24 protein-coding genes and 1 tRNA gene are annotated in these 24,793 nt (G+C 68.7%); 14 read left to right on the top strand and 11 right to left on the bottom strand.

The window, feature by feature from the left end; genetic code table 11:
* The first annotated feature begins 239 nt into the window (after positions 1 to 239).
* A complete protein-coding gene (locus tag BKK81_RS16470; protein WP_071015109.1) occupies positions 240 to 1,499 on the top strand; it encodes a serine hydrolase domain-containing protein in 1,260 nt (419 codons plus the stop codon).
* Positions 1,500 to 1,900: 401 nt separating this feature from the next.
* On the top strand, positions 1,901 to 2,224 hold the full coding sequence (locus BKK81_RS16465; RefSeq protein WP_071015106.1) for a hypothetical protein: 324 nt from the start codon (positions 1,901 to 1,903) through the stop codon (positions 2,222 to 2,224).
* A gap of 94 nt (positions 2,225 to 2,318) precedes the next feature.
* On the opposite strand, the gene BKK81_RS16460 is transcribed toward BKK81_RS16465, so the two are convergent.
* From BKK81_RS16460 to BKK81_RS16430, 7 genes are all read right to left on the bottom strand, one after another.
* Positions 2,319 to 2,403, bottom strand: a tRNA-Leu gene (locus BKK81_RS16460).
* Positions 2,404 to 2,491: 88 nt separating this feature from the next.
* A complete protein-coding gene (locus tag BKK81_RS16455) occupies positions 2,492 to 2,854 on the bottom strand; it encodes an HNH endonuclease (protein WP_071015103.1) in 363 nt (120 codons plus the stop codon).
* 80 nt (positions 2,855 to 2,934) lie between these two features.
* Positions 2,935 to 3,819: an NAD(P)-dependent oxidoreductase gene (locus BKK81_RS16450; protein ID WP_071015101.1), complete on the bottom strand. Its 885-nt coding sequence runs from the start codon at positions 3,817 to 3,819 to the stop codon at positions 2,935 to 2,937.
* A gap of 118 nt (positions 3,820 to 3,937) precedes the next feature.
* Positions 3,938 to 5,107 (bottom strand): ABC transporter substrate-binding protein, encoded by a 1,170-nt coding sequence (locus BKK81_RS16445; protein WP_071015098.1) that lies wholly within the window; start codon positions 5,105 to 5,107, stop codon positions 3,938 to 3,940.
* A 177-nt stretch (positions 5,108 to 5,284) separates the two neighbouring features.
* Positions 5,285 to 5,635 carry a DUF1428 domain-containing protein gene (locus tag BKK81_RS16440; protein WP_071016559.1) on the bottom strand — a complete coding sequence of 117 codons (351 nt, stop codon included), beginning with the start codon at positions 5,633 to 5,635 and terminating at the stop codon, positions 5,285 to 5,287.
* A 167-nt stretch (positions 5,636 to 5,802) separates the two neighbouring features.
* Positions 5,803 to 6,966 (bottom strand): methyltransferase, encoded by a 1,164-nt coding sequence (locus BKK81_RS16435; protein WP_071015096.1) that lies wholly within the window; start codon positions 6,964 to 6,966, stop codon positions 5,803 to 5,805.
* A 127-nt stretch (positions 6,967 to 7,093) separates the two neighbouring features.
* The gene (locus BKK81_RS16430) at positions 7,094 to 8,035 is read right to left on the bottom strand and encodes a CysB family HTH-type transcriptional regulator (RefSeq protein WP_071015093.1); all 942 of its coding nucleotides are present in this window, start codon (positions 8,033 to 8,035) and stop codon (positions 7,094 to 7,096) included.
* Positions 8,036 to 8,187: 152 nt separating this feature from the next.
* Here BKK81_RS16430 and BKK81_RS16425 point away from each other — a divergent pair, with 152 nt between their 5' ends.
* Genes BKK81_RS16425 through cobA form a run of 7 tightly spaced genes read left to right on the top strand, consistent with a single transcriptional unit; the run spans position 8,188 to position 15,229 of the window.
* Complete coding sequence (locus BKK81_RS16425) at positions 8,188 to 8,961, top strand: sulfite exporter TauE/SafE family protein (RefSeq protein WP_071015090.1); 774 nt, start codon at positions 8,188 to 8,190, stop codon at positions 8,959 to 8,961.
* A gap of 32 nt (positions 8,962 to 8,993) precedes the next feature.
* Positions 8,994 to 10,673, top strand: a complete 1,680-nt coding sequence (locus BKK81_RS16420) for a nitrite/sulfite reductase (protein WP_071015088.1) — start codon at positions 8,994 to 8,996, stop codon at positions 10,671 to 10,673.
* 18 nt (positions 10,674 to 10,691) lie between these two features.
* Positions 10,692 to 11,264 (top strand): DUF934 domain-containing protein, encoded by a 573-nt coding sequence (locus BKK81_RS16415; RefSeq protein ID WP_071015085.1) that lies wholly within the window; start codon positions 10,692 to 10,694, stop codon positions 11,262 to 11,264.
* Positions 11,261 to 12,064 carry a phosphoadenylyl-sulfate reductase gene (locus BKK81_RS16410; RefSeq protein WP_071015082.1) on the top strand — a complete coding sequence of 268 codons (804 nt, stop codon included), beginning with the start codon at positions 11,261 to 11,263 and terminating at the stop codon, positions 12,062 to 12,064. Before BKK81_RS16415 ends, BKK81_RS16410 begins: the two co-directional genes overlap by 4 nt.
* Before the next feature lie 25 nt (positions 12,065 to 12,089).
* Positions 12,090 to 13,049: a sulfate adenylyltransferase subunit CysD gene (gene cysD, locus BKK81_RS16405; protein WP_071015080.1), complete on the top strand. Its 960-nt coding sequence runs from the start codon at positions 12,090 to 12,092 to the stop codon at positions 13,047 to 13,049.
* A 48-nt stretch (positions 13,050 to 13,097) separates the two neighbouring features.
* Entirely contained in the window at positions 13,098 to 14,405 is a 1,308-nt protein-coding gene (locus BKK81_RS16400; RefSeq protein WP_071015077.1) for a sulfate adenylyltransferase subunit 1, read from the top strand.
* 47 nt (positions 14,406 to 14,452) lie between these two features.
* Positions 14,453 to 15,229: a uroporphyrinogen-III C-methyltransferase gene (cobA, locus tag BKK81_RS16395; RefSeq protein ID WP_156811311.1), complete on the top strand. Its 777-nt coding sequence runs from the start codon at positions 14,453 to 14,455 to the stop codon at positions 15,227 to 15,229.
* A gap of 128 nt (positions 15,230 to 15,357) precedes the next feature.
* On the opposite strand, the gene BKK81_RS16390 is transcribed toward cobA, so the two are convergent.
* From BKK81_RS16390 to lptF, 3 genes are read right to left on the bottom strand one after another with little or no spacing between them, the layout of a single operon-like run.
* The gene (locus tag BKK81_RS16390; RefSeq protein ID WP_071015073.1) at positions 15,358 to 15,774 is read right to left on the bottom strand and encodes a sirohydrochlorin chelatase; all 417 of its coding nucleotides are present in this window, start codon (positions 15,772 to 15,774) and stop codon (positions 15,358 to 15,360) included.
* Between the two features lie 14 nt (positions 15,775 to 15,788).
* On the bottom strand, positions 15,789 to 16,937 hold the full coding sequence (gene lptG, locus BKK81_RS16385; protein ID WP_071015071.1) for an LPS export ABC transporter permease LptG: 1,149 nt from the start codon (positions 16,935 to 16,937) through the stop codon (positions 15,789 to 15,791).
* Positions 16,934 to 18,052, bottom strand: coding sequence for an LPS export ABC transporter permease LptF (gene lptF / locus BKK81_RS16380; RefSeq protein WP_071015068.1), 1,119 nt, complete (start codon positions 18,050 to 18,052; stop codon positions 16,934 to 16,936). The genes lptG and lptF overlap by 4 nt, the downstream gene beginning before the upstream one ends.
* A gap of 162 nt (positions 18,053 to 18,214) precedes the next feature.
* On the opposite strand from lptF, the gene BKK81_RS16375 reads away from it, so the two are divergent.
* From BKK81_RS16375 to BKK81_RS16365, 3 genes are read left to right on the top strand one after another with little or no spacing between them, the layout of a single operon-like run.
* Positions 18,215 to 19,759, top strand: coding sequence for a leucyl aminopeptidase (locus BKK81_RS16375; protein ID WP_071015065.1), 1,545 nt, complete (start codon positions 18,215 to 18,217; stop codon positions 19,757 to 19,759).
* An 11-nt stretch (positions 19,760 to 19,770) separates the two neighbouring features.
* Positions 19,771 to 20,208: a DNA polymerase III subunit chi gene (locus tag BKK81_RS16370; RefSeq protein WP_071015064.1), complete on the top strand. Its 438-nt coding sequence runs from the start codon at positions 19,771 to 19,773 to the stop codon at positions 20,206 to 20,208.
* Complete coding sequence (locus BKK81_RS16365; RefSeq protein ID WP_071015061.1) at positions 20,205 to 20,744, top strand: hypothetical protein; 540 nt, start codon at positions 20,205 to 20,207, stop codon at positions 20,742 to 20,744. The genes BKK81_RS16370 and BKK81_RS16365 overlap by 4 nt, the downstream gene beginning before the upstream one ends.
* Before the next feature lie 130 nt (positions 20,745 to 20,874).
* Here BKK81_RS16365 and ilvD read toward each other — a convergent pair whose 3' ends face one another.
* Positions 20,875 to 22,548 (bottom strand): dihydroxy-acid dehydratase, encoded by a 1,674-nt coding sequence (ilvD, locus tag BKK81_RS16360; protein ID WP_071015058.1) that lies wholly within the window; start codon positions 22,546 to 22,548, stop codon positions 20,875 to 20,877.
* A 159-nt stretch (positions 22,549 to 22,707) separates the two neighbouring features.
* Between ilvD and BKK81_RS16355 the strand changes: the two genes are divergently transcribed.
* Positions 22,708 to 23,715 carry a LysR family transcriptional regulator gene (locus BKK81_RS16355; protein WP_071015056.1) on the top strand — a complete coding sequence of 336 codons (1,008 nt, stop codon included), beginning with the start codon at positions 22,708 to 22,710 and terminating at the stop codon, positions 23,713 to 23,715.
* Between the two features lie 7 nt (positions 23,716 to 23,722).
* Positions 23,723 to 24,544, top strand: coding sequence for a prolipoprotein diacylglyceryl transferase (gene lgt / locus BKK81_RS16350; protein WP_071015053.1), 822 nt, complete (start codon positions 23,723 to 23,725; stop codon positions 24,542 to 24,544).
* Positions 24,545 to 24,793 lie beyond the last annotated feature (249 nt).

The raw sequence follows: 24,793 nt of genomic DNA, 5'->3' as shown, positions 1-24,793 counted from the left end.
TCGCGGTGCCGCTCGCGCCGCGCTTGGCGCGGGAGGGCTGCCGATGTCATGATGGCGGGGTGCGCAACGGCCGGCGATCCGCCCGCTCGCATTCACATTCGCATCAACGGTGTCCTCGCGACTGCGTGCCATGCACGCGGGACGGGCCGCCGCGTGCACCGCAAGGGGCGGCCCGTACCACGCCGGCACCCGCGCCGGTGCCGGCGGCGAGGGCGTGAAGGCAAGGATATGGAGGAGACATGGATATGCAAGGCAGGGAAACGCAAGGGATGTCCCGCGAGCGGCTGGGCCGGATCGAACGTTTCATCGACGACGCCTATGTCGCCAGCGGCAAGCTCCCCGGCGCCCTGGTCCAGGTATGGCGGCGCGGTGAACTGGCGCTGAATTCGGTGCTGGGGCTGGCTGATCGCGAGCGCCAGGTGCCGCTGGCCGAGGATTCCATCTTCCGCATCTATTCGATGAGCAAGCCCGTCACCTCGGTGGCGATCATGATGCTGGTCGAGGAGTGCAAGATCGCCCTGGACGATCCCGTCAGCAAGTACATTCCCGCGTGGGCGAACCTGGGCGTGTACGCGGGCGGCTTCATGGAGAGCTTCCAGACGCGCCCGGCGGCCCGTCCCATGCTGGTGGTGGACCTGCTGCGCCACACCTCCGGCCTGACCTATGGCTTCCAGCAGAACTCCAACGTCGATGCCGCCTACCGCAAGCTCAAGCTGGGCGAGCTGGCCACCGCCGGTACCCTCGACGAGATGATCGAGAAGCTGGCCACGCTGCCGCTCGAATTCTCGCCCGGCGAAGCCTGGAACTACTCGGTCTCCACCGACGTGCTGGGCTACCTGGTCGGCAAGGTCAGCGGCATGCCGTTCGAGACCTTCCTGAAGGAGCGCATCTTCGATCCCCTGGGCATGATCGACACCGCCTTCCACGTGCCGGAAGAGAAGGCCGCGCGCTTCTGCGCCTGTTACGCGGTCGGCGCGCTGGGCTCGAAGGTGTTGTCGGACAAGGGGCCGGTGCTGCAGGACGATCCCCGCACCAGTCCTTATCTGAAGCCACCCGGCTTCGTCTCCGGCGGCGGTGGCCTGGTTTCGACCGCGGCCGACTATATGCGCTTCGCCCGCATGCTGCTGCAGGGTGGCGAACTGGATGGGGTGCGCCTGCTGGGACCGAAGACGCTGGCCCTGATGACGGCCAACCACCTGCCCGGCGGCGCCGACCTGCCGAGCATGTCGCGCTCGATGTTCAGCGAAGCCACCTATGACGGCGTCGGCTTCGGCCTCGGTTTCGCCACCACGGTGACCCCGGCCACCACGCTGATCCCGGGCAGCGAGGGCGATTTCTTCTGGGGCGGAGCGGCCAGCACCTTCTTCTGGGTGGACCCCAAGGAGGACCTGATCGGCCTGTTCCTGACCCAGTTGCTGCCTTCGTCCGCCTATCCGGTGCGGCGTCAGTTGCGCACGCTGGTCTACAGCGCCATCACCGAGCCGGGCCGGGCGCGCTGAGGGCGCCGGCGCGGCCGCTGCGCGCCAGGCCGGAGCAGGGCCCTTGCCTGGCAAGGGCCTTTTTCATGCGCGCTCGTGGTGCAGGCCGGGGGGCGTGCCCCGCATCCTGTAACCAAGCCCGCCGAGGCGGCAAATCCTTGATAGGCTGAAGCATACGAGGCAGCGGCATGCCCGCGGCGGCCAGGCTCGGGCCCGCCGGAGCCTGGCGCGGGCACGCTGCCATCGTCTTGCGGCAAGCGGCGGGATGCACGGGCCGCCGCGATCCTGCAAGCGATCGGGATGGGCGCGTCCGCGCCATCTCCAGGGGCCGCCCCCCGGGCCCTGCACGGCCGGGCGGCGTGTCGGCGCGGGTGCGGATGCGTGGCGGCAACGCCATGGGTGTCCGGCCCCAAGGAGCCATCATGCAAGACCTTGCCTTCCGCACCCTGCTGTATCGCTATTTCTTCTTCAGCTGGCTGTTCAAGGACGCCAGCCGCGGCAACCTGCTCGAGCGCTCCGCGGCCTGGCGCTTCAACCAGTCGCAGTCACGCTGGCTGCCGACCTATATGCGGCGATGGCTGGGCTGCGGGCTGCTGTGCTACGCCCTGGGTGGCTTCGTCGAACTGATGCTGAGCGCGCCGGGGCTGTCGGCCGTCTTCTACGTGCCGGGCGTCCTGAGCGTGCCGATCAACGTGGTCATCGGCGCCATGTGGATCGGCCTGAAGGCCTTGCCCGGGCCGCTGTGAGGCGGCCGGCGTGCCGATCAAGGCACCAATGATGAGGCCGCCAATGATGAGGGCGCCAATGAAAAGGCCCTTCCTTGCGGAAGGGCCTGGATTCTGGTGCCCGGGGCCGGACTCGAACCGGCACGCCTTGCGGCGGGGGATTTTGAGTCCCCTGCGTCTACCTGTTTCACCACCCGGGCGGTGGCTGTCGGCACCACGCTGGTGCCATGCCGAGCCGGGGATTATGCCCGATTTCGCCTGGACCCACAACAGAAGCCGGGGGCGGGCCTAGCGCCCGCGCCGTGCCAGCGTGGTGCGGCTGCGGTCGTAGAACTCCGGCGGCTTGCGGGCGATCCAGCGGATGAAGTCGGCGATGGCGGGGTGGCTGCGCAGGCGCCTCCAGTCGTGGTAGGTGGCGGCGAGCTCGGCTTCGCTGAAGACGGAGTGGATCTTCTGGTGGCAGACCCGGTGCATCTCGACCACCTCGCGCCCGCCCTGGCTGCGCGGCACCGGGTGGTGCAGGTCGGTGCTGGGGCCGGGCACCAGCAGCCGGCCGCACAGCGGACAGCTGGCCGGCGCCGCCGGCGCCGCCGCAAGCGGCGGGCCCTGCTGCGCGTCGTGCCCGGCGCGCAGGTGTCGCTTGACTACCATGGGCGGAAGCGGGGCGAAGGAGGGGACATGGGCGGATTATCGCGCCGGATACCGCCGCACGCTGCGCTTCCGCGTGCCACTCAGCCCCGCTTCGGCGCCGTGTCCAGTTCGAGCACGCGCAGCAGCGACGAGGTGTCATCCTTGCCCCAGCCGCTGTCCATCAACCTGGCGAGCTGCCCGGCGGTGGCCTGCATGGCCGGCAGGGCCAGCCCCAGCTCGGCGGCGATGTCGCCGGCCAGGCCGAAGTCCTTGTCGTGCAGCCTGGCCTCGATGCCGGCGCGGAAGTCCTGCGCGACCATCTTGGGGCCGCACAGGTCGAGCATGCGGCTGCCCGCCATGCCGGTGGCCATCGCCTGCAGCACGCGGCCGGTGTCGACCTGCTGGGCCCGCGCGAAGCGCATGGCTTCGGCGATGCCCTCGATATTGACCACCTGGGCGATCTGGTTGCACAGCTTGGCCACCTGGCCTGCGCCATGGTCGCCGATATGGGTGATGGTCTTGCCCAGCAGCGCCAGCAACGGGCGCACGCGTTCCAGGACCTCGGCCTTGCCACCCACCATGATGGTCAGGCTGGCCGCCTCGGCGCCGGCGGTGCCGCCCGAGACCGGGCAGTCGAGCGCCTCGATGCCGCGTTCGGCGAGCTGCACGGCGATCTCGCGCGTGACGATCGGCGAGATGGTGCTGTGGTCGACGCAGATGGTGCCGGTGGACGCACCTTCGACAACACCCTGCGCGCCGAGCAGTACGGCGCGCACGTCCTCGGACGAGGTCACGTTGGTGAAGACGACGGCGGCGCCCCGGGCGGCCTCGGCCGGTGCGAAGAACGGCTCGGCGCCAAGTGCGCGGGCCGCTTCGGCGGCCTCGGGACGGCGCACGAAGGCGCGCACGGAGTGGCCGGCGGCAAGCAGGTGGCGCACCATGGGCGTGCCCATGGCGCCGAGGCCGATGAAGGCGGCGGTGGTCATGTCGGGAAATCCTTGATCCGGGGGTTGCGGGAAGGGTGCGCGGCGGCCCGCACGGCCGCCCGCAGCGCCTGCGGTGCCGCATTGTGGCATGTGCCGCGCGCCCGGCGGCGCGGCCGGCTCATTGCCCGGCGGCGTAGGCGAACTTGCCGTCGCGGATCACGCCCATCACGCGCGAGCGCTGGTCGAAGCCCTGGTGGTCGTTGGCGCTCATGTTCATCACGCCGTTGGGGATGGTCAGGCCAGCGGTGCTTTCGATGGCATCGCGCATGGCCTGGCGGAACTCGCGCGTGCCCGGCTGGGCGCCGCTCTTGAGGGCGCGGCGCGCGGCGTCGTCCAGCAGCATCCAGGCGCCCCAGGCGTCGCCGGCGAACTGGGTCACGCTGTCGGCGCCGTAGCGGGCCTCGTAGCGCTTGGCGAAATCGAGCGCCACCTTCTTGACCGGATGGCTGTCGGGCAGCTGGCGCGCGACCACCACCGGGCCGGTGGGGAACAGCGTGCCCTCGACGTCCTTGCCGCCCACGCGCAGGAAGTCCCAGGTGGCGATGCCGTGGGTCTGGTAGACGCGGCCCTTGTAGCCGCGCTCGCCCAGCGTCTTCTGCGGCAGCACCGAGGGCGTGCCGGCGCCGGCGATCAGGATGGCGTCGGGATTGGCCGCCATCAGCTTGAGCACCTGGCCGGTTACCGAGGTGTCGTTGCGCGAGAAGCGCTCGTTGGCCACCACCTTGATCTTGCGCACCTCGGCCAGCTTGGAGAACTCGCGCCACCAGCTTTCGCCGTAGGCGTCGTTGAAGCCGATGAAGCCGACCGTCCTGATGCCGTGGTTACTCATGTATTCGGTGAGCACGGTGGCCATGTGGGAGTCGTTCTGCGGCATCTTGAACGCCCAGCGCCGCTTGGGATCGCTCTGCGGTTCGACGATGGCGGCCGACGCCGCCAGCGCCACCATCGGCGTCTCGCCTTCCGAGACCGCGTCCAGGGCCGCCAGCGCGGTCGGCGTGATGTTGGGGCCGACGATCACGTCCACCTTGTCCTCGGAGATGAGTTTGCGCACATTGCGTACCGCGCCGGCGGGATCGGAGGCATCGTCCAGCACGATGTACTGCGCCTTCTGCCCGCCCAGGGTGGCCGGCCACATCAGCACCGTGTTCTTGGACGGGATGCCGATGGAGGCGGCCGGGCCGGTGGTGGACACGTCGATGCCGACGCGGATGTCGGCGCGGGCGGGCACGGCGGCGGCCAGGCTCAGGGCAGCCGCGAGCAGGGCGCGGCGGACGGCGGGACGGGGCATGCGGGTCTCCTCTTCGGTCTGTTTTGTCGGCCCGTGCGCCGCGGGCCGGCGCGGCGGGCGCTTGTGGTTGCTTGTGGCTGCGCGTTGCTGCCGGAAGAGGATAGCCGAGGGTGGGCCTTGCACGCCATCCGGGGCGTGCCGGGGGAGCCGGCGGTCGTCGCAGGCAGTCGCCGACGGCTAGGCGTCGACGATAACCTCGAAGCCGCCGAAGATCATGCGCCGGCCATCAAATGGCATGGATTGCTGCTGCTTGAGGCGGGGATCTTCCATGGCCGCGCGCATGCCCCGGTCGCGCGCCTCGCGCGAGGGCCAGGTGATCCACGAGAACACCACGGTCTCGTCCGCCTTGCGCTGCACCGCCAGCGGGAAGGAGGTCAGCTTGCCTTCCGGCACGTCATCGCCCCAGCATTCGACCAGGCCCAGCGCGCCGTGGTCCTTGAACACCACGGCGGCATCCTCGGCCATCTTGCGGTAGATCTCGCGGTTGGCGGTGGGGACGGGGACGACGAATCCTTCGATATAGCTCATGTCGCGCTCCATTCGGTCGGGGGAAGTATCTCCAGGATAGGGCGCGCAGCGGTGCCCCATGCCGGCGAGGAGCGGGCGGGGCGGTTTCGTCACCCCACCGGGCAGGATCCCGGCAGGCTGGGCCCGGGCCTGGCCATCGGCCGCGGCCCCGGGCGGCGGCAACGCCGCTAGCGCGCGCCCAGCCGCCAGAGCGAGGTGACTTCGGCGCTGCGTGCCGCGTGCAGCGCATCGGCCTGGTCGGCCGCCTTGGGGTGGCGCGGCCGGATCTCCAGCCGGCCCAGTACCTGCAGTCCGGCGGCGTCGATCCAGCCCAGCAGTTCTTCGCGCGTGCGCAGTCCCAGGTGCTCGGCCAGGTCCGACAGCAGCAGCCAGCCTTCGCCGCCCGCTTCGAGATGAGCCGCCAGCCCGGCCAGGAAGCCCTTGAGCATGCGGCTGTCGGGATCGTAGACGGCATGTTCGATGGCCGAACTGGGCCGCGCCGGTACCCAGGGCGGATTGCATACCACCAGCGGCGCGCGCCCCGGCGGGAACAGGTCGGCCTCGATCACTTCCACCTGCTTGCCCAGGCCCAGCCGGGTGATATTGTCGCGGGCGCAGGCCAGCGCCCGCGCATCCTGGTCGGTGGCCACCACGCGGCGCACGCCGCGTTGGGCCAGCAGGGCCGCCAGCACCCCGGTGCCGGCGCCGATGTCGAAGGCCAGCGCCTCGGCGCCGGCCGGCAGCGGTGCCTTGGCGGCCAGGTCGATGTACTCGCCGCGTACCGGCGAGAACACCCCGTAGTACGGATGGATGCGCGCGCCCAGCGCCGGGATCTCGACCCCCTTCTTGCGCCACTCGTGGGCGCCGATCAGGCCCTGCAGCTCGCGCAGCGAAGCGACGTAGGGAGCATCCGCCTCACCGTAGGCCTCGCTGCACGCCTGGCGCACATCGGGCGCGCGCCGCAGCGGCAGCACGTGGCCGGCCTCGAAGGGCAGCAGCAGCATGCCCAGCGTGCGTGCCCGCTGCGATTGTGCCAGGCGATGCAGGTGGAAGGCTTCGGCAGGCGCGGGCGGCGTGTCCGCCCGGGCCGACTTGGCGGCCCGGGTACGATGCGCCTTCTTGGGTTTGTCGGCGCGGCGCGCCATGGCCTGCAACAGCTGGCGCGCATTCTGGAAGTCGCCGCGCCAGAGCAGGGCGGTGCCTTCGCAGGCCAGCTGGTAGGCGGTATCGGCACTGGTGGTGTCGTCGGCGACGACCACGCGGCGCGGCGCCGGCATGCCGGCCTCCGAACGCCAGCGGGCGTTGTGTTCGGCGCCGTCCTCGGTCCAGTGGATCAGCTGCGGCGTGTTCATCGGCGGGACTCCTGCAGGCGGCCTGCGGGCGCGCCGGTGTGAATGCCTAGGGAAATGCGTTGGGTCATGAAGTGATGAAGTGTGCGCAAAAACCAGGGGCGGGCCGGGCGGCCGCCGCCCGGTGGAATCAGAGCTCGTAGGCCTCGTGCTCGCCCGACATGGCCTGTTCCACCAGCTTGCGGTTCAGCGTCGGTGAGAACAGTTCGATGAAGGTATAGACGAAGCTGCGCAGGTAGGCGCCCTGCTTGACTGCCAGGTGCGTCACATTGGTGCCGAACAGGTGGCCGGCCGGGATGCCGCGCAGGTTACGGTCGCGCTCGGGGTCGAAGGCGACGCCCGCCACGATGCCCACGCCGAGCCCGACCTCCACATAGGTCTTGATCACGTCGGCATCGATCGCTTCGAGCACGATGTCCGGCTGCAGGTGGCGCAGCTCGAAGGCCTTGTCGATCTTGGGCCGGCCGGCGAAGTTGGGGTCGTAGGTGATCAGCGGGTAGGCCATCAGGTCTTCCAGCGCCAGGTGTTTCTTCTCCAGCAGCGGATGGTCCGGCGGCGTCACCACGATGTGCTGCCACTGGTAGCCGGGCAGCGAGACCAGGTTCTTGTCGGCCGAGATGCCCTCGGTGGCGATGGCCAGGTCGGCCTGGTCGTGCAGCACCATGTCGGCGATCTGGGCCGGGTTGCCCTGCTGGATCGACAGCCGCACCTTGGGGTAGCGCTTGGTGAACTCGGCGATCACGCGCGGCAGGGCGTAGCGGGCCTGGGTATGGGTGGTCGCGATGGTGAAGTTGCCCTGGTCCTGGGCAGCGTAGTCCTTGCCGACGCGCTTCAGGCTTTCCACCTCCTGCAGGATCTTCTCCACCGAGGCGAGGATGCGCCGGCCCGGCTCCGTCAGGCTGCGGATGCGCTTGCCATGGCGGGTGAAGATATCGACACCCAGCTCCTCTTCCAGCTCGATGATGGCTTTGGAGACGCCTGGTTGTGATGTATAGAGCGCTTTCGCGGCCTCGGTCAGATTGAAGTTCTGCCGGACCGCCTCACGCACAAAGCGGAACTGGTGCAGATTCATATAACTCGGCTCGTATAAACAAACAACTTCTTATTAGTTTGAGATATGAGGCCAGTTTATTACGATTTGCGGACTTTGTTAATGAACGGCCAGACCCTCCCGCGCGCGTGGTGCCCAGCGGACGGGCAAGGCCTCGAGGCGGTGCGCTCCCCATGTCCCTTGCCTATACCGTATCCGGTCTGCTCGTAGGCGTCCTCGTCGGCCTGACCGGCGTGGGAGGGGGGTCGCTGATGACGCCGCTGCTGACCCTGCTGTTCGGCTTCTCGCCGGCCACCGCGGTCGGCACGGACCTGGCCTTCGCCGCCATCACCAAGAGTTTCGGCACGCTGGCGCACCGCGCCCACGGCCATGTGCACTGGCAGGTGGTGCGCCGCCTGTGCCTGGGCAGCCTGCCGGCGGCGGCCGCCACCATCCTGGTGCTCAAGAGTGCCGGCGAGCTGGATGCCGGATGGCTGCATGCCATCCGCGTGACCATCGGCGTCTCCGTGCTGCTGACGGTCGCTTCGCTGCTGCTGCGCAAGCAGATGCTGGCCTGGCTGGAACGCCATCCGCGTTTCCAGCTGGAGGGGCGTACGCAGGCCGTCGCCACCGTGGTGGTCGGCGCCTTGCTGGGCGTGCTGGTGACGGTCTCGTCGATCGGCGCGGGCGCGGTCGGCGCCACCCTGATCCTGCTGCTCTACCCCCGCCTGAAGCCGGCCGAGGTGGCCGGCACCGACATCGCCTACGCCGTCCCGCTGACGGCGCTGGCCGGTCTGGGCCATGTCTGGCTCGGCACCGTGGACTGGACTCTGCTTGTCTCGCTGCTGGTGGGCTCGATCCCCGGCATCTGGGCGGGCGCGCAACTGTCGCGGGCGCTGCCCGAACGCCTGACGCGCGCCGCGCTGGCCACCACGCTGACGCTGGTGGCCATCAAGCTCGTTTCCTGACGCATTCAACGCATACTGAACGGACCCACACCATGTATCAGTACGACCAATACGACCAGCGCATCGTCAACGAGCGCGTGGCCCAGTTCCGCGACCAGGTGCGCCGCCGCCTCAGCGGCGAGCTGAGCGAAGAGGAATTCCTGCCGCTGCGGCTGCAGAACGGCCTGTACATGCAGCGTCACGCCTACATGCTGCGCGTAGCCATTCCCTACGGCCTGCTGGCCAGCCGGCAGCTGCGCAAGCTGGCCCATATCGCGCGCGAGTTCGACCGCGGCTATGGCCACTTCTCGACCCGCCAGAACATCCAGTTCAACTGGATGGAGCTGGAACGCGTGCCCGACGCGCTGGCCGAACTGGCCAGCGTGGAGATGCACGGCATCCAGACCTCGGGCAACTGCGTGCGCAACATCACCACCGACCACTTCGCCGGCGTGGCGCCGGACGAGGCCGTCGATCCGCGCGTGCTGGCCGAACTGCTGCGCCAGTGGAGCACCTTCCAGCCCGAGTTCGCCTTCCTGCCGCGCAAGTTCAAGATCGCCATCTCCGCCTCGGCCGACGACCGCGCCGTGGTGCAGATGCACGATATCGGCATCTATGCCTACCAGAACGAAGCCGGCGAGACGCGCCTGCGCATCCTGGCCGGCGGCGGCCTGGGCCGCACGCCGATCCTGGGCTCGGTGATCAAGGAAGACCTGCCCTGGCAGCACCTGCTGACCTATGTCGAATCGGCCATCCGCGTCTACAACCGCTACGGCCGCCGCGACAACAAGTACAAGGCGCGCATCAAGATCCTGGTCAAGGCCATCGGCGTGGAGACGTTCGCGCAGGAAGTCGAAGAGGAGTGGCAGTTCAGCAAGGACGGCCCCGCCACGCTGACGCAGGCCGAGTTCGATCGCGTCGCGCAGTACTTCGCCCCGCCCGTCTACGAGAAGCTGGCCGACACCGACGCCGGCTACGAAAAGCACCTGCTCGAGGACAAGGCCTTCGCGCGCTGGGTCAGCCGCAGCGTGCACGCGCACAAGGTGCCGGGCTATGCCGCCGTGACGCTGTCGACCAAGCCCGGCATCGTGTCGCCCCCGGGCGACGCCACCGCCGAGCAGATGGAGGCCGTGGCCGGCTTCGCCGACCGCTACGGCTTCGGCGAGCTGCGCGTGGCGCACGAGCAGAACCTGGTGCTGCCCGACGTGAAGAAGCGCGACCTCTACGCGCTGTGGCAGGAAGCCCGCACCGCCGGCCTGGCCACCGCCAACATCGGCCTGCTGACCGACATCATCGCCTGCCCCGGCGGCGACTTCTGCTCGCTGGCCAACGCCAAGTCGATCCCGATCGCGCAGGCCATCCAGCAGCGCTTCGAGGATCTCGACTACGTGCACGACCTGGGCGAGATCTCGCTGAACATCTCGGGCTGCATCAACGCCTGCGGCCACCACCACGTCGGCAATATCGGCGTGCTCGGCGTCGACAAGGACGGCGAGGAGTGGTACCAGGTCACGCTGGGCGGCGCGCAGGGCAACGACACCGCGCTGGGCAAAGTGATCGGCCCCTCGTTCAAGGCCGAGGAAATGCCCGACGTGGTCAGCCGCGTCATCGACACCTTCGTGGCCAACCGCCACGATGACGAACGCTTCATCGAGACCTTCGCCCGCATCGGCATCGCGCCGTTCAAGGAACGCGTCTACGCCGACAAGCAGCGCGAGCGCGCCGAAGCCTGAGGCCTGGGAGGAAAAAACATGGCAAAGATCATCCAACTGCAGGCCGGCGTTCCGGTCATCGTCGACGACGCCTGGACCGTGCTGCGCGGTGCCGAGGGCCAGCCGGTGAGCGAGGCGCAGGTCGCCGAGGCCGCCCAGGGCCAGGCACCGGTGCTGTTCCCGCTGTCGGCCTGGCTGGCGCACAAGGACGGCCTGCTGGCCGGCCGTGCAGCCGACGTCACCGGTATCTGGCTGGCGCCCGAAGACGAGCCCGCCGACGCGCAGGCCGCGCTCGCCCACGTGGCCGTGGTGGCGGTGGACTTCCCGGTGTTCCGCGATGGCCGCGGCTTCTCCACGGCCTACCTGCTGCGCACCCGCTACCAGTGGAAGGGCCAGCTGCGCGCCATCGGCGACGTGCTGCGCGACCAGCTCAACTTCATGAAGCGCTGCGGCTTCGATACCTATGCGGTGCGCGCCGACAAGAGCGTCGACGACGCGCTCAAGGGCTTCACCGAGTTCACCGTGGCCTACCAGGCCTCGGTCGACGAGCCGCTGCCGCTGTTCCGCCGCGCGCGTGCCGAGGCCGGCATCGTGCACAAGGAAGCGGTATGAGCGCGCTGCTGAACGAGATCCCGGTGCTGGCCGAGGGCGAACTGTCCTCGCTGCGCCCGCCCGCACTGTGGGCGCCGCCGGAATACAGCGGCAGCCTGGAGGCCCTGCAAGCCAAGGAGGCCGAGCTGTCGGAACGGCTGGCCGGCATCGCGGCGCGCTTCTTCCGCGCGCGCTTCGCCTCCAGCCTGGCGGCCGAGGACATGGTCGTGACCGATGCCATCCTGCGCGGTTCCCCCGCCGTGCGGGCCGGCATCCGGGTCTTCACGCTGCAGACCGGCCGCCTGCACGCCGAGACGATGGCGGTGCTGGAGGCGGTCGACAAGCACTACGGCTACAAGATCGAGCAGTTCACGCCCGATCCCGAGGCGGTCGAGAACTACGTGCGCAAGCATGGCCTGAACGGCTTCTACGACAGCCTGGACGCGCGCAAGCTGTGCTGCGGCATCCGCAAGGTGGAGCCGCTCAACCGCGCACTTTCGCACGCCGACGCCTGGCTGACCGGCCAGCGCCGCGAGCAGGCGGTGACGCGCGCCGACCTGCCCTTCGAGGAAGTCGACGAAGGGCGCGGCATCCCCAAGTTCAATCCGCTGGCGGACTGGAGCGAGGCCGAGGTCTGGGCCTACCTGAAGCGCCACCGGGTACCGGTCAACGCGCTGCATGCCAAGGGCTATCCCAGCATCGGTTGCGAACCCTGTACGCGCGCCGTGCGTGCCGGCGAGGATGTGCGCGCCGGGCGCTGGTGGTGGGAGAGCAAGGACTCGAAAGAGTGCGGGCTCCACGAACAGAACATCAAGCATTGAAGCATTGACATCGAGGCCACACGACATGGGCATCATGAACGAAATCGCAGGCGCCGACGTCGCGCATCTGCTGCAAGTGCAGAACGACCACCTGGACAAGCTGGAAGCCGAGTCGATCTACATCATCCGCGAGGTGGTGGCCGAGTGCCGCAACCCGGCACTGCTGTTCTCCGGCGGCAAGGATTCGATCGTGATGCTGCACCTCGCGCTGAAGGCCTTCCGCCTGGGCGAGCGCAAGATCGAACTGCCGTTCCCGCTGGTGCACATCGACACCGGCCACAACTATCCGGAAGTGATCGACTTCCGTGACCAGCGCGTGGCCGAGCTCGGCGCGCGCCTGGTGGTCGGCCATGTCGAGGACTCGATCCGGCGCGGTACCGTGCGCCTGCGCAAGGAAACCGATTCGCGCAACGCCGCGCAGGCCGTCACGCTGCTGGAAACCATCGCCGAGCACCAGTTCGACGCGCTGATGGGCGGTGCCCGCCGCGACGAAGAGAAGGCGCGCGCCAAGGAACGCATCTTCTCCTTCCGCGACGAGTTCGGCCAATGGGACCCGAAGGCCCAGCGCCCCGAGCTGTGGAGCCTGTACAACGGCCGCATGGCCCAGGGCGAGCAGATGCGCGTGTTCCCCATCTCGAACTGGACCGAGCTGGACGTGTGGCAGTACATCGCCCGCGAGAACCTGGCACTGCCCCCGATCTATTACGCGCACCAGCGCGAAGTGGTGCGCAAGAACGGCCTGCTGGTGCCGGTCACGCCGATCACCCCCAAGCAGGACGGCGACGTCAGCGAGGTGCTGTCGGTGCGCTTCCGCACGGTCGGCGACATCAGCTGCACCTGCCCGGTGGCCAGCACCGCGGCCACGCCCGACGAGATCATCGCCGAGACTGCGGTGACCGAGATCACCGAGCGCGGCGCCACCCGCATGGACGACCAGACCAGCGAGGCGTCGATGGAGCGCCGCAAGAAGGAAGGCTATTTCTAAGCCGCCCGTTCCGCTTGCCCGCGCGACCCACCAGACAGGATTTGCACCATGACCACCCACCAAGCCACCCACCAAGGCCTGCTGCGCTTCATCACCGCCGGCTCGGTCGATGACGGCAAGAGCACGCTGATCGGCCGCCTGCTGTTCGACAGCAAGGCCGTGCTGTCGGACCAGCTGACCGCGCTGGCCAACGCCAAGCACAAGCGCACCGCCGGCGAGGAGATCGACTTCTCGCTGCTGACCGACGGCCTCGAGGCCGAGCGCGAGCAGGGCATCACCATCGACGTGGCCTACCGCTACTTCTCCACGGCGCGCCGCAAGTTCATCATCGCCGACACGCCCGGCCACGAACAGTACACCCGCAATATGGTGACCGGCGCATCGACCGCGCACGCTGCCATCGTGCTGGTGGATGCCACCCGCGTGACGATCGAGAACGGCCGCGCCGAACTGCTGGCGCAGACCAAGCGCCACTCGGCCATCCTCAAGCTGCTGGAGCTGCAGCACGTGATCGTCGCCGTCAACAAGATGGACCTGGTCGACTACAGCGAACAGCGCTTCAACGAGATCCGTGCCGCCTACACCGAGCTGGCAGCCCAGCTCGGCCTGAAGGACGTGCGCTATGTGCCGGTGTCGGCGCTGCGTGGCGACAACATCGTCCATGCCAGCGAGACCATGCCCTGGTACCAGGGCGAAGCGCTGCTGCCGCTGCTGGAAGCGTTGCCGGTGGAAGAAGCGGCGCCCGAGGGCGAAGCGGCGCTGCGCTTCCCGGTGCAGCTGGTGATCCGCCAGGACGGTTCGCAGTCGGACGACTTCCGCGGCTATGCCGGCCGCGTGGAAGCCGGCACCGTGCGCGTCGGCCAGAAGCTGCGCGTGCTGCCGGCCAACCGCGAAGCGGTGGTGGCCGAGGTGCTGACCCCCAACGGCGCGGCCGAGTTCGCCGGTGCGGGCGAGACCATCACGGTGCGCCTCGCCGAGGACGTGGACGTGTCGCGTGGCGACATGTTCGTGGCCGCCGAAGCGACCGCCCAGCCGGCCCGCAAGCTGCAGGCCGACCTGTGCTGGTTCGACGACGAAGCGCTGAATCCGGCGCGCAAGTATGTGCTGAAGCACACCACTGCCAGCGTGTTCGCGCGCGTGGCCGCGGTCGAGCGCGTGCTCGACGTGCACACTCTGTCGCACGAAACCGGCCGCCACGAGATCCGCCTGAACGATATCGGCTCGGTGCAGATCTCGCTGCAGAAACCGGTGGTGTGCGACACCTATGGCGATAATCCGGCGACCGGCGCCTTCGTGCTGATCGATGAGGCCAGCAACCATACGGTGGCGGCGGGCATGATCCGTGCTTATGCTTGAGGTTGTCTGGAACCGGCATTCGCCGAATGGCAAGTAAGGAGCATGGCATGGGCAAGGTCTACCTGATCGGCGCGGGTCCCGGCGCCGCGGACCTCATCACGGTGCGCGGTGCACGGCTTCTGGGTGAAGCCGAAGTCGTGCTGCACGATGCGCTGGTCGCACCCGAGATGCTGGCCTGGTGTCCGCAGGCCCGCCTGGTCGAGGTGGGCAAGCGCTGCGGCCAGCGCTCCACCGCCCAGCTCTTCATCAATCGCCAGATCGTCGACCTGGCCGGCAAGTACCAGCGCGTGGTGCGCCTCAAGGGCGGCGACCCGATGCTGTTCGGCCGTGCCGACGAGGAACTGCAGGCGCTGGAGGCGGCCGGCATCGACTTCGAGATCGTGCCGGGCATCACCGCCGCGCTGGCGGCCGCCTCGGCCATCGGCAAGCCGCTGACCAAGCGCGGGGTCGCGCGCAGCGTGGCCTTCGCCACGCAGGCCAAGGCGGCCGAAGACCTGGATCCCGGACTGGCGGCCCGCATCGAAGCCGATGTCAAGGCCGATACCCTGGTCTACTACATGGGCCGCGACCAGGCCGCCACGATCGCCGCGCAGCTGATCGCGCATGGCAAGCCTGCCGCCACGCCGGCCTGGGTGGTCGAGTCCGTCAGCACGCCGCGGCAACGCAGCCGGGCCTTCACGCTGGCCCAGATGGCAGCGGGCGAGGCCGCGTCCTGGATCGATGCGGCGCAGCCCAGCCTGCTGATGATCGGTGAGGCACTGGCCGCGCGCGCCACGCAAGCCGCGCCGCAGGCGCCGGCGGGCGAGCAGGCGAGGGCCGCCTGAGCGGCCCGCGGCCGTTTTCATCCTTGCATCGAGGCAACACCGGGCATCGCCCGGCGTTTTTCATTGCGGCGCTACACGCGGGTGAGGGTGAGGGGTGGGCGGGCGGAAGTCACGGGGCGCCCGGCGCCTCAGGTGCCGGGGGCGGCCGGCAGGCTGGCCAGGCTGGCCAGGCAATAAGCGGCGATCGCGTCCAGCACGCGGTCGGATTCGCCGACGGCATCCGCGCAGCCGATACGGAGTCCAGGGTGCCGCTGGCGGCATTGCTCGATCAGCAGCGGCAGATCCCGCCGCAGATGGCCGCCCTGGCCGAAGAAGACCGGCACCACGGTCACGCCGGTGATGCCCTCCGCCGCCAGCGCGTCCAGCGTGTCGGGCAGCGACGGCTGCATCAGTTCGAGAAAGGCCAGGCGCACCGTGCCCTGGGGCAGCGCCGCTGCCAGCTTGGCTTGCAGGCGGTCGAAGGGCTCGCGCCAGCGGGCGTCGCGCGCACCGTGGGCGAACAGCACGAGGGCCTGGCGGGGCTGTTCCTGGGCGGCTGAGACCATGCCTTGCCGTCCCGTCAGTGGCGGTCCACCCAGCGCAGCGCGCCGAGGGCGATCAGCAGGTAGAGCGTGCCGGGCACCAGGGCCGAGACGATCGGCGGCCAGGTGTGCAGCAGGCCGACGTGCGAGAACAGTGTGTTGGCCAGGTGGAAGGACAGGCCGAGCATGATGCCGCCGAACACCTTGATGCCGACCGCGCCGGCGCGCGCGTGCAGGTAGGCGAAGGGCAGGGCCAGCGCCACCATGACGAACAGCGTGAGCGGATACACCACCTTCTTCCAGAAGGCGATCTCGTAGCGCTGCGTGTCCTGCTTGTTGTCGCGCAGGTGGCGGATGTAGCGGAACAGGTCCAGCGTGGACATGCGTTCCGGGCTGACCAGCAGCACCGCGAGGATCTGCGGCGTCAGTTCGGAGCGCATCGTCTGCGTGGGGAAGGAGACCTTCTGCGCGCGGAAATGCGGCACCAGGGCATCGGCCCCGTTGCCGGCGGCGCGCGGCAGCTCGATGAAGCGTGTCTCGCTGACGTCGCTGAGCTGCCAGGACTGGGATCCCTGGTAGCGCCCTTCCTTGGCCACGCGGATCACGCTGAGGCGATAGCTGGGGTCGAACTCGTAGATGGTGACGCCGGTGATGCTCTGGTCCGGGCGCAGCCCCGCCACGTTGACAAAGCGGGTCACCTCGCCCTCCGGTTCTTTGTCGCGGTCCTTGACCCAGACACCGGAGCGGAAGCCGGAGGAGACGGTGGCGCCGATCGCCTCGAGCTTGACCTTCTGCGCGAATTCCTCGGCGCGCGGGCCGATGAACTCGCCGAAGACGAAGGTGACGAGCACCAGGGGCACGGCCAGCTTGAACAGCGAGAACAAGGCCTGGCGGGTGTTCAGGCCGGCCACGCGCAGGATGGTGAACTCGGACTGGCTGGCGAGCTGGGACAGCACGTAGATGGCGCTGATCAGTACGGCGATCGGCAGCACCTCGTAGATGCGCGTCGGTGCCTCCAGCATCACGTGGATGAAGGCGACCAGCGTGGTGTACTTGCCGCTCACGCTCTCCAGTTCGCTGAGCATGTCGAAGAAGATGAACAGCGCCAGCACCGCGAACAGGATGAAGACGAAGACGCCGTAGATCAGCCGGCCGAGATAGCGTTCATAGACGCGCAGCACCGTCATGCCTGGCCTCCCTTGCGGGCACGGCCCAGGCCGAACACCGCGCGCCAGCCACCCAGGCTGCGGTTCTGGCGATAGCGGAACAGCAGCAGCGCGCCCAGGAAGGCGGCCAGGTGGAAAGGCCACAGGGCCATGCCGAAGGACAGGCTGCCGGAGCGCACCCAGGACTGTGCCAGGTTGATCAGGTTGCTATAGGTCAGGTAGATCAGCACGGCGAAGACGAGGGGGGTGTAGCGGCCCAGGCGCGGATTCACGTAGGCGAGCGGAATGGCGATCATGGCGAAGTTGAAGGCCAGGATCGGCAGCGACAGGCGCCACAGCAGCTCGCCGAGGTTCTCGCGGGTCGGGTTGTGCACCAGGTCCATGGTGTCGCGGCTCTTGGTCGGCAGGTTGGCGTCGGCCTCGGGCGGCTTGTTGTCCACCTTGACCGCATAGCGGTCGAACTCGACGATGCGGTAGTCGAGCTGGCCGGGCGTGCCGGTATAGCGGCGCCCGTTCTCCATCACCACCAGGCGGTCGCCGTTGGGCATGGACTCGAAGCGGCCCTGGTGGGCCAGGGCCACGCCGATCTTGTCGGACTCGGCGCTGGCGACAAACACGTTGCGCGCGTTCTTCATGTCGCCGTCGATGCCTTCGATGAACAGCACGTAATTGGCGTTGGTGGGTTCGATGAAGCGGCCCGCGGCAATCATCGACAGCACGCCGCGCTGCTCGAAGCGGTCGCGGAACAGCGCGCTCTGCTGGTTGGCCCAGGGCCACGCGAACAGGCCCAGCAGCAGCGCCATCACGATGAAGGGGGCGGCGAACTGCAGCACCGGCTTGACGAGGTCGCGCAGCGAGATGCCGGCCGAGAACCACACCACCATCTCCGAATCCTTGTACCAGCGTGTCAGCACGATCAGGATGGAGATGAACAGCGTGGCGGACAACAGGATGGACAGGTAGCCCACGGTGGCCAGCCCGATCAGCATCAGCACGTCGTTGGGGCTGGCCTGCCCGTTCGCGGCCATGCCGAGGATGCGGATCACGAGCGAGGTCAGCATGAAGGTCAGCATGACCAGGAACACCGCGCCGGCGGTGTAGGCGAGCTCGCGTCGCAAGGCTTGTTGAAAGATCATGCGGTGTCGGTTCCGGGCTGCCGGCCGGCGCGGGCGATGCCACCTGGCGCCGGCGAGCGCGGCGCGCCGGCGGTCCGCAGCGCGGGGCGGCGGCAGGTCGCGGTCAAAAATCGCGGATAATAGGGGCTTTCTATCTTGGACCAGCCCCTGGAAGGAAGCGCGATGGAATTTAGCACAAAAGCCCTGGATTGGAGCAAAGCCGGCCAAAATGGTTTCCTGGCGACCAAGACCGACTGCCTGGTGGTCGGCCTGTTCGAGGGCCAGAGCCTGGACGGCGCGGCCAAGGCGCTGGACGTGGCGACCAAGGGCTTGGTGGCGCGCCTGCTCAAGCAGGGCGATTTCGAAGGCAAGCGCGGTACCCACCTGATGCTGCACGAGGTGGCCGGCGTGGGCGCGGCGCGCGTGCTGCTGGTCGGCCTGGGCAAGGAATCCGCCTTCAGCGACAAGGCCTACGTCGACGCGGTGCGCGCCGCCGTGCGTGCCGTCTCCGACACGCGCTCGGCCTCGGCGCTGTGGTGCCTGCACACCCAGCACCTGCCGCCGGGCCGCGACCTGGCCTGGGGCCTGGTCACCACCGTCACGCTGCTGCGCGAGGCGACCTACCGCCTGCTGGACCGCCACCCCGAGCTCAAGCCGGCCGCGGTCAAGGGCGCCGGCGGCAACGGTAACGGCAAGTCCGCGCTGCGCAAGGTGGTCATCGCCGTCGATGCCGGCGACGCCAAGGCGGCCGCCGCCGCCGTGCTGCGCGGCGCCGCCATCGCCAACGGCGTCGAGCTGGCGCGCGACCTCGGCAATCTGCCTTCCAATGTCTGCACCCCGACCTATCTCGCCAATACCGCGCGTGGCATCGCCAAGCGTTTCAAGCTGAAGGTCGAGGTACTGGGCCGCAAGCAGATCGAGGCGCTGAACATGGGCGCCTTCCTGGCTGTGACCAAGGGTTCGGTCGAGCCGCCCCAGTTCATCGTGTTGCGCTACGAAGGCGCCGGCGCGCGCCAGGCGCCGGTGGTTCTGGTCGGCAAGGGCATCACCTTCGATACCGGCGGCATCTCGCTGAAGCCGGGCGAGGGCATGGACGAGATGAAGTACGACATGTGCGGCGCCGCTTCGGTGCTGGGCACGCTGCAGGCGGTCGCCGAGATGGGCCTGAAGCTCAATGTGATCGCGGTGGTGCCGACCTGCGAGAACATGCCCAGCGGCATCGCCACCAAGCCGGGCGACGTGGTCACCACGATGTCGGGGCAGACCGTCGAGATCCTCAACACCGACGCCGAGGGCCGCCTGATCCTGTGCGACGCGCTGACCTATGTCGAGCGCTTCAAGCCGGCCGCGGTGGTCGACGTGGCGACCTTGACCGGCGCCTGCATCATCGCCCTCGGCCACGTCAATTCGGGCCTGTTCTCGCGCAGCGACGCGCTGGCCGACCAACTGCTGGCGGCCGGGCGCAAGGCGCTGGACAGCGCGTGGCGCCTGCCGCTCGACGACGAGTACCAGGACCAGCTCAAGTCCAACTTCGCCGACATGGCCAATATCGGCGGCCGCCCGGCCGGCAGCGTCACCGCCGCCTGCTACCTGTCGCGCTTCACCGAGAAGTATGACTGGGCGCACCTGGACATCGCCGGCACCGCCTGGAAGAGCGGCGCGGCCAAGGGCGCGACCGGGCGACCGGTGCCGCTGCTGGCGCAGTTCCTGATGGATCGGGCCGGCTGAGGCAGGGGCCGATGACGCGCATCGACTTCCATAGCAACGTGCCCGACAAGCTGGGCTACGTCTGCCGGCTGGTGCGCAAGGCCTACGGCGCGGGGCTCAAACTGGTGGTGCATGGCGTGCCGACACAGCTGGCCGAACTGGACGCGCGCCTGTGGACCTTCTCCCAGCTCGACTTCCTGCCGCACTGTGGCGCCGAGCACCCGCGCGCGGCAGTCACGCCGATCGTGCTGGCCGCCGGCCTGGAGCGCGTGCCGCACCACCAGGTGCTGATCAACCTGACGGCGCAGGCGCCGGAGCAGTTCGCCAGCTTCGAGCGCCTGATCGAGGTGGTCGGGACCGATTCCGCCGACCGCGCCGCCGGGCGCGAGCGCTACCGCTTCTACCGTGAGCGCGGCTATGCGCTCACCCACCACGATGTCGGCCAGCCCAAGGGGCAGGAGTCCGCATGAGCGAACGCACCACCTCGCGGGTGATCCCTCCCGCCAGCGCCCACGACAGCATTCCGCTGCTGACCGAGGTGATCGAGCTGCCGCCCGACATCCCGCTGCGCTCGTCGCGGCAGGCGGCGCCGTCGGCCGGCGTGGTCGACACCTCGGGCATGGCGCCGTCCGGACTGGTCACGCAGGTCGGCGATACGGGGGCCGAGGACGATGGCGAGGCGGTCCCGCCGCTTTCGCAGCCGGTGCATGCGCCGGTGGAGGCGATTGCCGGCGCGTACGCCGCGCAACAGCAGGTAGCGGCCGGGCCGGCGGGGGACGAAGAGCTGCGCGCCATGCGCAGCGAACTGCTGACGCGCGTGATGATGCGCTTCCGTGCCGAGTGGCCACAGGTGGTGGAGGCGCACACCGAAGCCACGCTGCACGCGCGCCTGGCTCCCCTGACCGCCCAGCTCGCCGCCGAGCTGACCCGTTCGCTCGAGGCCAGGCTGGTGGAGTGGCTGGATGCCACGCTGGAGGAGATCGAAGGCGATCCGGGCGGCTACTGAGCCTACTGAACCTATTGAACCGGAGTCCATTGAGCCTGAGTCGATCGAGCCGGCAGCAGGCGGTGGCAGGCAGCAGACGAAGAAAGAAAAAGCCCGCATGCGGGCTTTTTCTTCGTTGCGGCACCCCGGTTCAGTCCGTTACCGCCCCCTTGCTGGCGGTGGAGGCCAGGCGGGCGAACTTGGCCAGCACGCCACGCGTATAGCGGGGCGTGGGCGGCTGCCAGGCGGCGCGGCGGCGCGCCAGTTCCTCGTCGCTGACGTTCAGCTGCAGCACCAGCTTGTGCGCATCGATGGTAATGGAATCGCCCTCGCGCACCAGCGCGATGGTGCCGCCCACGTAGGCCTCCGGCGCGACGTGGCCGACCACCATGCCCCAGGTTCCGCCCGAGAAGCGACCGTCGGTGATGAAGCCGACCGACTCGCCCAGGCCTTTGCCGATGATGGCCGAGGTCGGTGCCAGCATCTCCGGCATGCCGGGGCCGCCCTTGGGGCCGAGATAGCGCAGCACCAGCACGTCGCCGGCCTGGATGCGGTCGCCCAGGATGGCGTCCATCGCGCTCTGCTCGTCCTCGAAGACGCGCGCCGGGCCGGTGATGACCGGATTCTTCAGGCCGGTGATCTTGGCCACCGCCCCCTCTTCGGCGAGGTTGCCCTTGAGGATGGCAAGGTGGCCTTCCCGGTACAGCGCCTTCTCGATCGGCAGGATCACGTCCTGGTCCGCGCGCGGGGTGTCCGGCACGTGTTCCAGTTCCTCCGCCAGCGTGCGCCCGGTGATGGTCAGGCAATCACCGTGCAGCAGGCCCGCCTTGAGCAGGATCTTCATCACCTGCGGAATACCGCCGGCACGGTGCAGGTCGGTCGCCACGTACTGGCCGGAGGGCTTCAGGTTGCAGATCACGGGCACGCGGCGGCGGATGCGCTCGAAGTCGTCGATGCTCCATTCCACCTCGGCCGAATGGGCGATGGCCAGGTAATGCAGGACCGCATTGGTCGAGCCGCCGGTGGCCATGATCAGCGAGACGGCGTTCTCGATCGAGCGGCGCGTGATGATGTCGCGCGGCTTGATGTCGCGGCGGATGGCCTCTACCAGCACGCGCGCCGATGCCGCAGCGCTGTCGACCTTCTCCTGGTCGGGATTGGCCATGGTGGAGGAATACAGCAGCGACATGCCGAGCGCTTCGAAGGAGGAGCTCATGGTGTTGGCTGTGTACATGCCGCCGCAGGAGCCGGTGCTCGGACAGGCATTGCGCTCGATGCCTTCGAAGTCCTCCTCGCTCATGCGCCCCGCGGTGAACTCGCCCACCGCCTCGAAGGACGAGACGATGGTCAGGTCCTTGCCTTTCCAGTGGCCTGGCCTGATCGTGCCGCCATAGACATAGATGCCCGGCACGTTGGTGCGCGCCAGCGCCATCATGCCGCCCGGCATGTTCTTGTCGCAGCCGCCGATCACCACCACGCCGTCCATCCACTGGCCCTGGGCGGCCGTTTCGATGCAGTCGGCGATGACCTCGCGCGAGATCAGCGAGTACTTCATGCCCTCGGTGCCCATCGACATGCCGTCCGAGATGGTCGGCGTGCCGAACACCTGCGGGTTGGCGCCGGCCTCCTTGAGCGCGCCGATGGCGGCGTCGGCCAGGCGCTGCAGGCCGGCATTGCACGGCGTGATGGTGGAATGGCCGTTGGCGATGCCCACCATCGGCTTGTCGAAGTCTTCCTTCCTGTAACCCAGCGCGTAGTACATCGAGCGGTTGGGCGAGCGCGCCACGCCTTGCGTGATGTGCTGCGAGCGTTTGTTGTCTGCCATGGCGGGGATCTCCGGGGACGTAAGGCTCTGCGCGGGGCGCACGGGGATGTTGTGTGGCAGACAGCATGCGACTTGCATTTTTGCCTGTCAAATATATTATTCGATCCCTATTGAGTCGAAATCCATATCAATGATCGAGGATCGGAAGGAGCACGCGAGGTGGACCTGCGCCAGTTGCGCTATTTCGTGACGGTGGCGGAGGAGCTGCACTTCGGCCGTGCCGCCCGTCGCCTGGCGATGACCCAGCCGCCGCTGTCGCAGCAGATCCAGGCACTCGAGGAGGAGATCGGAGTGCCGCTGTTCCAGCGCACGCGGCGTTCGGTGGCGCTGACGCCGGTCGGCCAGCAATGGCTGCCGGAGGTGCGGCGCGTGCTGGCCGATGCCGCGGCACTGCCCGGCCTGGCGCAGCGGCTCGCGCGCGGCGAGCTCGGCTCGCTGGCGCTGGCCTTCGTCAGCACGGCCGACTACGGCATCCTGCCGGACCTGCTGCGCCGCTTCCGTGCCCGCCATCCCGAGGTGCAGCTGCAACTGCGCGAGGCCACCAGCGACGTCCAGTTCGAAGCGCTGGCCGAGGGCAGCATCGATGCCGGCCTGGTGATCCGCCCCCAGATGGCGGCCCTGCCGGCCGGCCTGTCCTATGTGCCGCTGATGCGCGAGCCCCTGGTGCTGGCGGTGCCCGAAGGCTGGCGCGGCCGGCGCGACAGCCTCGGGGGCGAGGCGCCCGTGTCCTTGCGCGAGGTGGCGGACGAGCCACTGATCATCTTTCCGCGCCGCAGCGCGCCGGCGTTTTATGACATCATTACGGGCTGCTATGCGCGCGAAGGCATCCATCCAGCGATCGCGCAGGAAGCCATCCAGATGCAGACCATCGTCAGCCTCGTGTCGGCCGGCATGGGCGTGGCGCTGGTACCGGCCTCCTTGTGCAACCTTCGCCGTACCGGTGTGTCCTACCTGCCGCTGCACGGCGACCTGCCGCCGATCGAGACCGGCCTGGCGTGGCGCGCGAGTGGCGCCGGCATCGGTCCGGTGCTGCGTGCTTTCATCGAGATCGCGACCTCGCCTGCCATCGGCGTGTCGCACGGGGATGGCATAAGCAGCGCAACGACGGCGCCCGCGCGGCCGCAGACCCATTCCACCGACCCCGCCAACTTCCCGCGACAATCCTGAACCCACCATGCTGATTCATCCGCAATTCGACCCGGTCGCCATCCACCTGGGCCCGCTGGCCATCCGCTGGTACGGCCTGATGTACCTGGTCGGCTTCATCCTGTTCCTGGTGTTCGGGCGGCGGCGCATCCAGCAGCCGCAGATGGCGGCGCAGGGCTGGAACGCCAAGGATCTCGACGACATGCTGTTCTTCGGCGTGCTCGGCGTGATCCTGGGCGGGCGGCTGGGCTATGTGCTGTTCTACAAGCCCGAGTACTACCTGAGCCATCCGCTGGAGATCGTGCGCGTGTGGGAAGGGGGCATGGCCTTCCACGGCGGCTTCCTCGGCGTGATCATCGCGATGTGGCTGTTTGCGAAGCTGAGGCACCGCCACTGGATGGAGGTGACCGACTTCATCGCGCCGATGATCCCCTGCGGCCTGGCGGCCGGCCGCATCGGCAACTTCATCAACGGTGAATTGTGGGGCCGGCCGACCACGCTGCCCTGGGGCATGGTCTTCCCGCAGGCCGGCGACAGCATCCCGCGCCATCCTTCGCAGCTCTACCAGTTCGCCGGCGAAGGCGTGGCGTTGTTCATCATCCTGTGGCTGTTCGCGCGCAAGCCGCGGCCGATGGGCGCGGTGTCCGGCCTGTTCCTGGTCGGCTATGGCAGTTTCCGCTTCCTGGCTGAATTCGCACGCGAGCCCGACAGCTTCCTCGGCCTGCTGGCGCTGCACCTGTCCATGGGGCAGTGGCTGAGCCTGCCGATGATCGTCGCCGGCCTCCTGATGATGGTCTGGGCCTATCGCCGCCAGGCGCGCGCGGAGGCGGCCGGGGTGTCGCGCGGCTGAAGGCGGGGGCTCGGGCCGCGTCCTTCGTGCCTCCTCGGCAAGCCCGCGTTGCCCTGCCTCAATCGTGCGCGGAGCCGGCCCACCCGAAGTCCGCCCTAGTTCGTATTAAGTTCGTCCTGAGTTCGCGGGCAGGCCCGCGCCATGCGTTGTCATGAGCGCCCGCAAGGCCCCAGCCTTGCGGCGCTTCGTTCCCGGCCGCGCGTGACGTCTCGATAGACTCAGTTGTCCAGCGAATTCAAGAAGCAGGAC

This window comes from Cupriavidus sp. USMAHM13, from assembly GCF_001854285.1.
In the GTDB taxonomy this organism is placed as follows: Bacteria; Pseudomonadota; Gammaproteobacteria; order Burkholderiales; family Burkholderiaceae; genus Cupriavidus; species Cupriavidus malaysiensis.
Note: the sequence above shows the minus strand (reverse complement) of the source record. Positions and strands in the feature narration are given on the sequence as shown.

Coding starts and splice junctions, on each gene's coding strand:
- BKK81_RS16470 (WP_071015109.1), top strand. CDS start 240: ATGGATATGCAAGGCAGGGAAACGCAAGGGATGTCCCGCGAGCGGCTG.
- BKK81_RS16465 (WP_071015106.1), top strand. CDS start 1,901: ATGCAAGACCTTGCCTTCCGCACCCTGCTGTATCGCTATTTCTTCTTC.
- BKK81_RS16455 (WP_071015103.1), bottom strand. CDS start 2,854: ATGGTAGTCAAGCGACACCTGCGCGCCGGGCACGACGCGCAGCAGGGC.
- BKK81_RS16450 (WP_071015101.1), bottom strand. CDS start 3,819: ATGACCACCGCCGCCTTCATCGGCCTCGGCGCCATGGGCACGCCCATG.
- BKK81_RS16445 (WP_071015098.1), bottom strand. CDS start 5,107: ATGCCCCGTCCCGCCGTCCGCCGCGCCCTGCTCGCGGCTGCCCTGAGC.
- BKK81_RS16440 (WP_071016559.1), bottom strand. CDS start 5,635: ATGAGCTATATCGAAGGATTCGTCGTCCCCGTCCCCACCGCCAACCGC.
- BKK81_RS16435 (WP_071015096.1), bottom strand. CDS start 6,966: ATGAACACGCCGCAGCTGATCCACTGGACCGAGGACGGCGCCGAACAC.
- BKK81_RS16430 (WP_071015093.1), bottom strand. CDS start 8,035: ATGAATCTGCACCAGTTCCGCTTTGTGCGTGAGGCGGTCCGGCAGAAC.
- BKK81_RS16425 (WP_071015090.1), top strand. CDS start 8,188: ATGTCCCTTGCCTATACCGTATCCGGTCTGCTCGTAGGCGTCCTCGTC.
- BKK81_RS16420 (WP_071015088.1), top strand. CDS start 8,994: ATGTATCAGTACGACCAATACGACCAGCGCATCGTCAACGAGCGCGTG.
- BKK81_RS16415 (WP_071015085.1), top strand. CDS start 10,692: ATGGCAAAGATCATCCAACTGCAGGCCGGCGTTCCGGTCATCGTCGAC.
- BKK81_RS16410 (WP_071015082.1), top strand. CDS start 11,261: ATGAGCGCGCTGCTGAACGAGATCCCGGTGCTGGCCGAGGGCGAACTG.
- cysD (WP_071015080.1), top strand. CDS start 12,090: ATGGGCATCATGAACGAAATCGCAGGCGCCGACGTCGCGCATCTGCTG.
- BKK81_RS16400 (WP_071015077.1), top strand. CDS start 13,098: ATGACCACCCACCAAGCCACCCACCAAGGCCTGCTGCGCTTCATCACC.
- cobA (WP_156811311.1), top strand. CDS start 14,453: ATGGGCAAGGTCTACCTGATCGGCGCGGGTCCCGGCGCCGCGGACCTC.
- BKK81_RS16390 (WP_071015073.1), bottom strand. CDS start 15,774: ATGGTCTCAGCCGCCCAGGAACAGCCCCGCCAGGCCCTCGTGCTGTTC.
- lptG (WP_071015071.1), bottom strand. CDS start 16,937: ATGACGGTGCTGCGCGTCTATGAACGCTATCTCGGCCGGCTGATCTAC.
- lptF (WP_071015068.1), bottom strand. CDS start 18,052: ATGATCTTTCAACAAGCCTTGCGACGCGAGCTCGCCTACACCGCCGGC.
- BKK81_RS16375 (WP_071015065.1), top strand. CDS start 18,215: ATGGAATTTAGCACAAAAGCCCTGGATTGGAGCAAAGCCGGCCAAAAT.
- BKK81_RS16370 (WP_071015064.1), top strand. CDS start 19,771: ATGACGCGCATCGACTTCCATAGCAACGTGCCCGACAAGCTGGGCTAC.
- BKK81_RS16365 (WP_071015061.1), top strand. CDS start 20,205: ATGAGCGAACGCACCACCTCGCGGGTGATCCCTCCCGCCAGCGCCCAC.
- ilvD (WP_071015058.1), bottom strand. CDS start 22,548: ATGGCAGACAACAAACGCTCGCAGCACATCACGCAAGGCGTGGCGCGC.
- lgt (WP_071015053.1), top strand. CDS start 23,723: ATGCTGATTCATCCGCAATTCGACCCGGTCGCCATCCACCTGGGCCCG.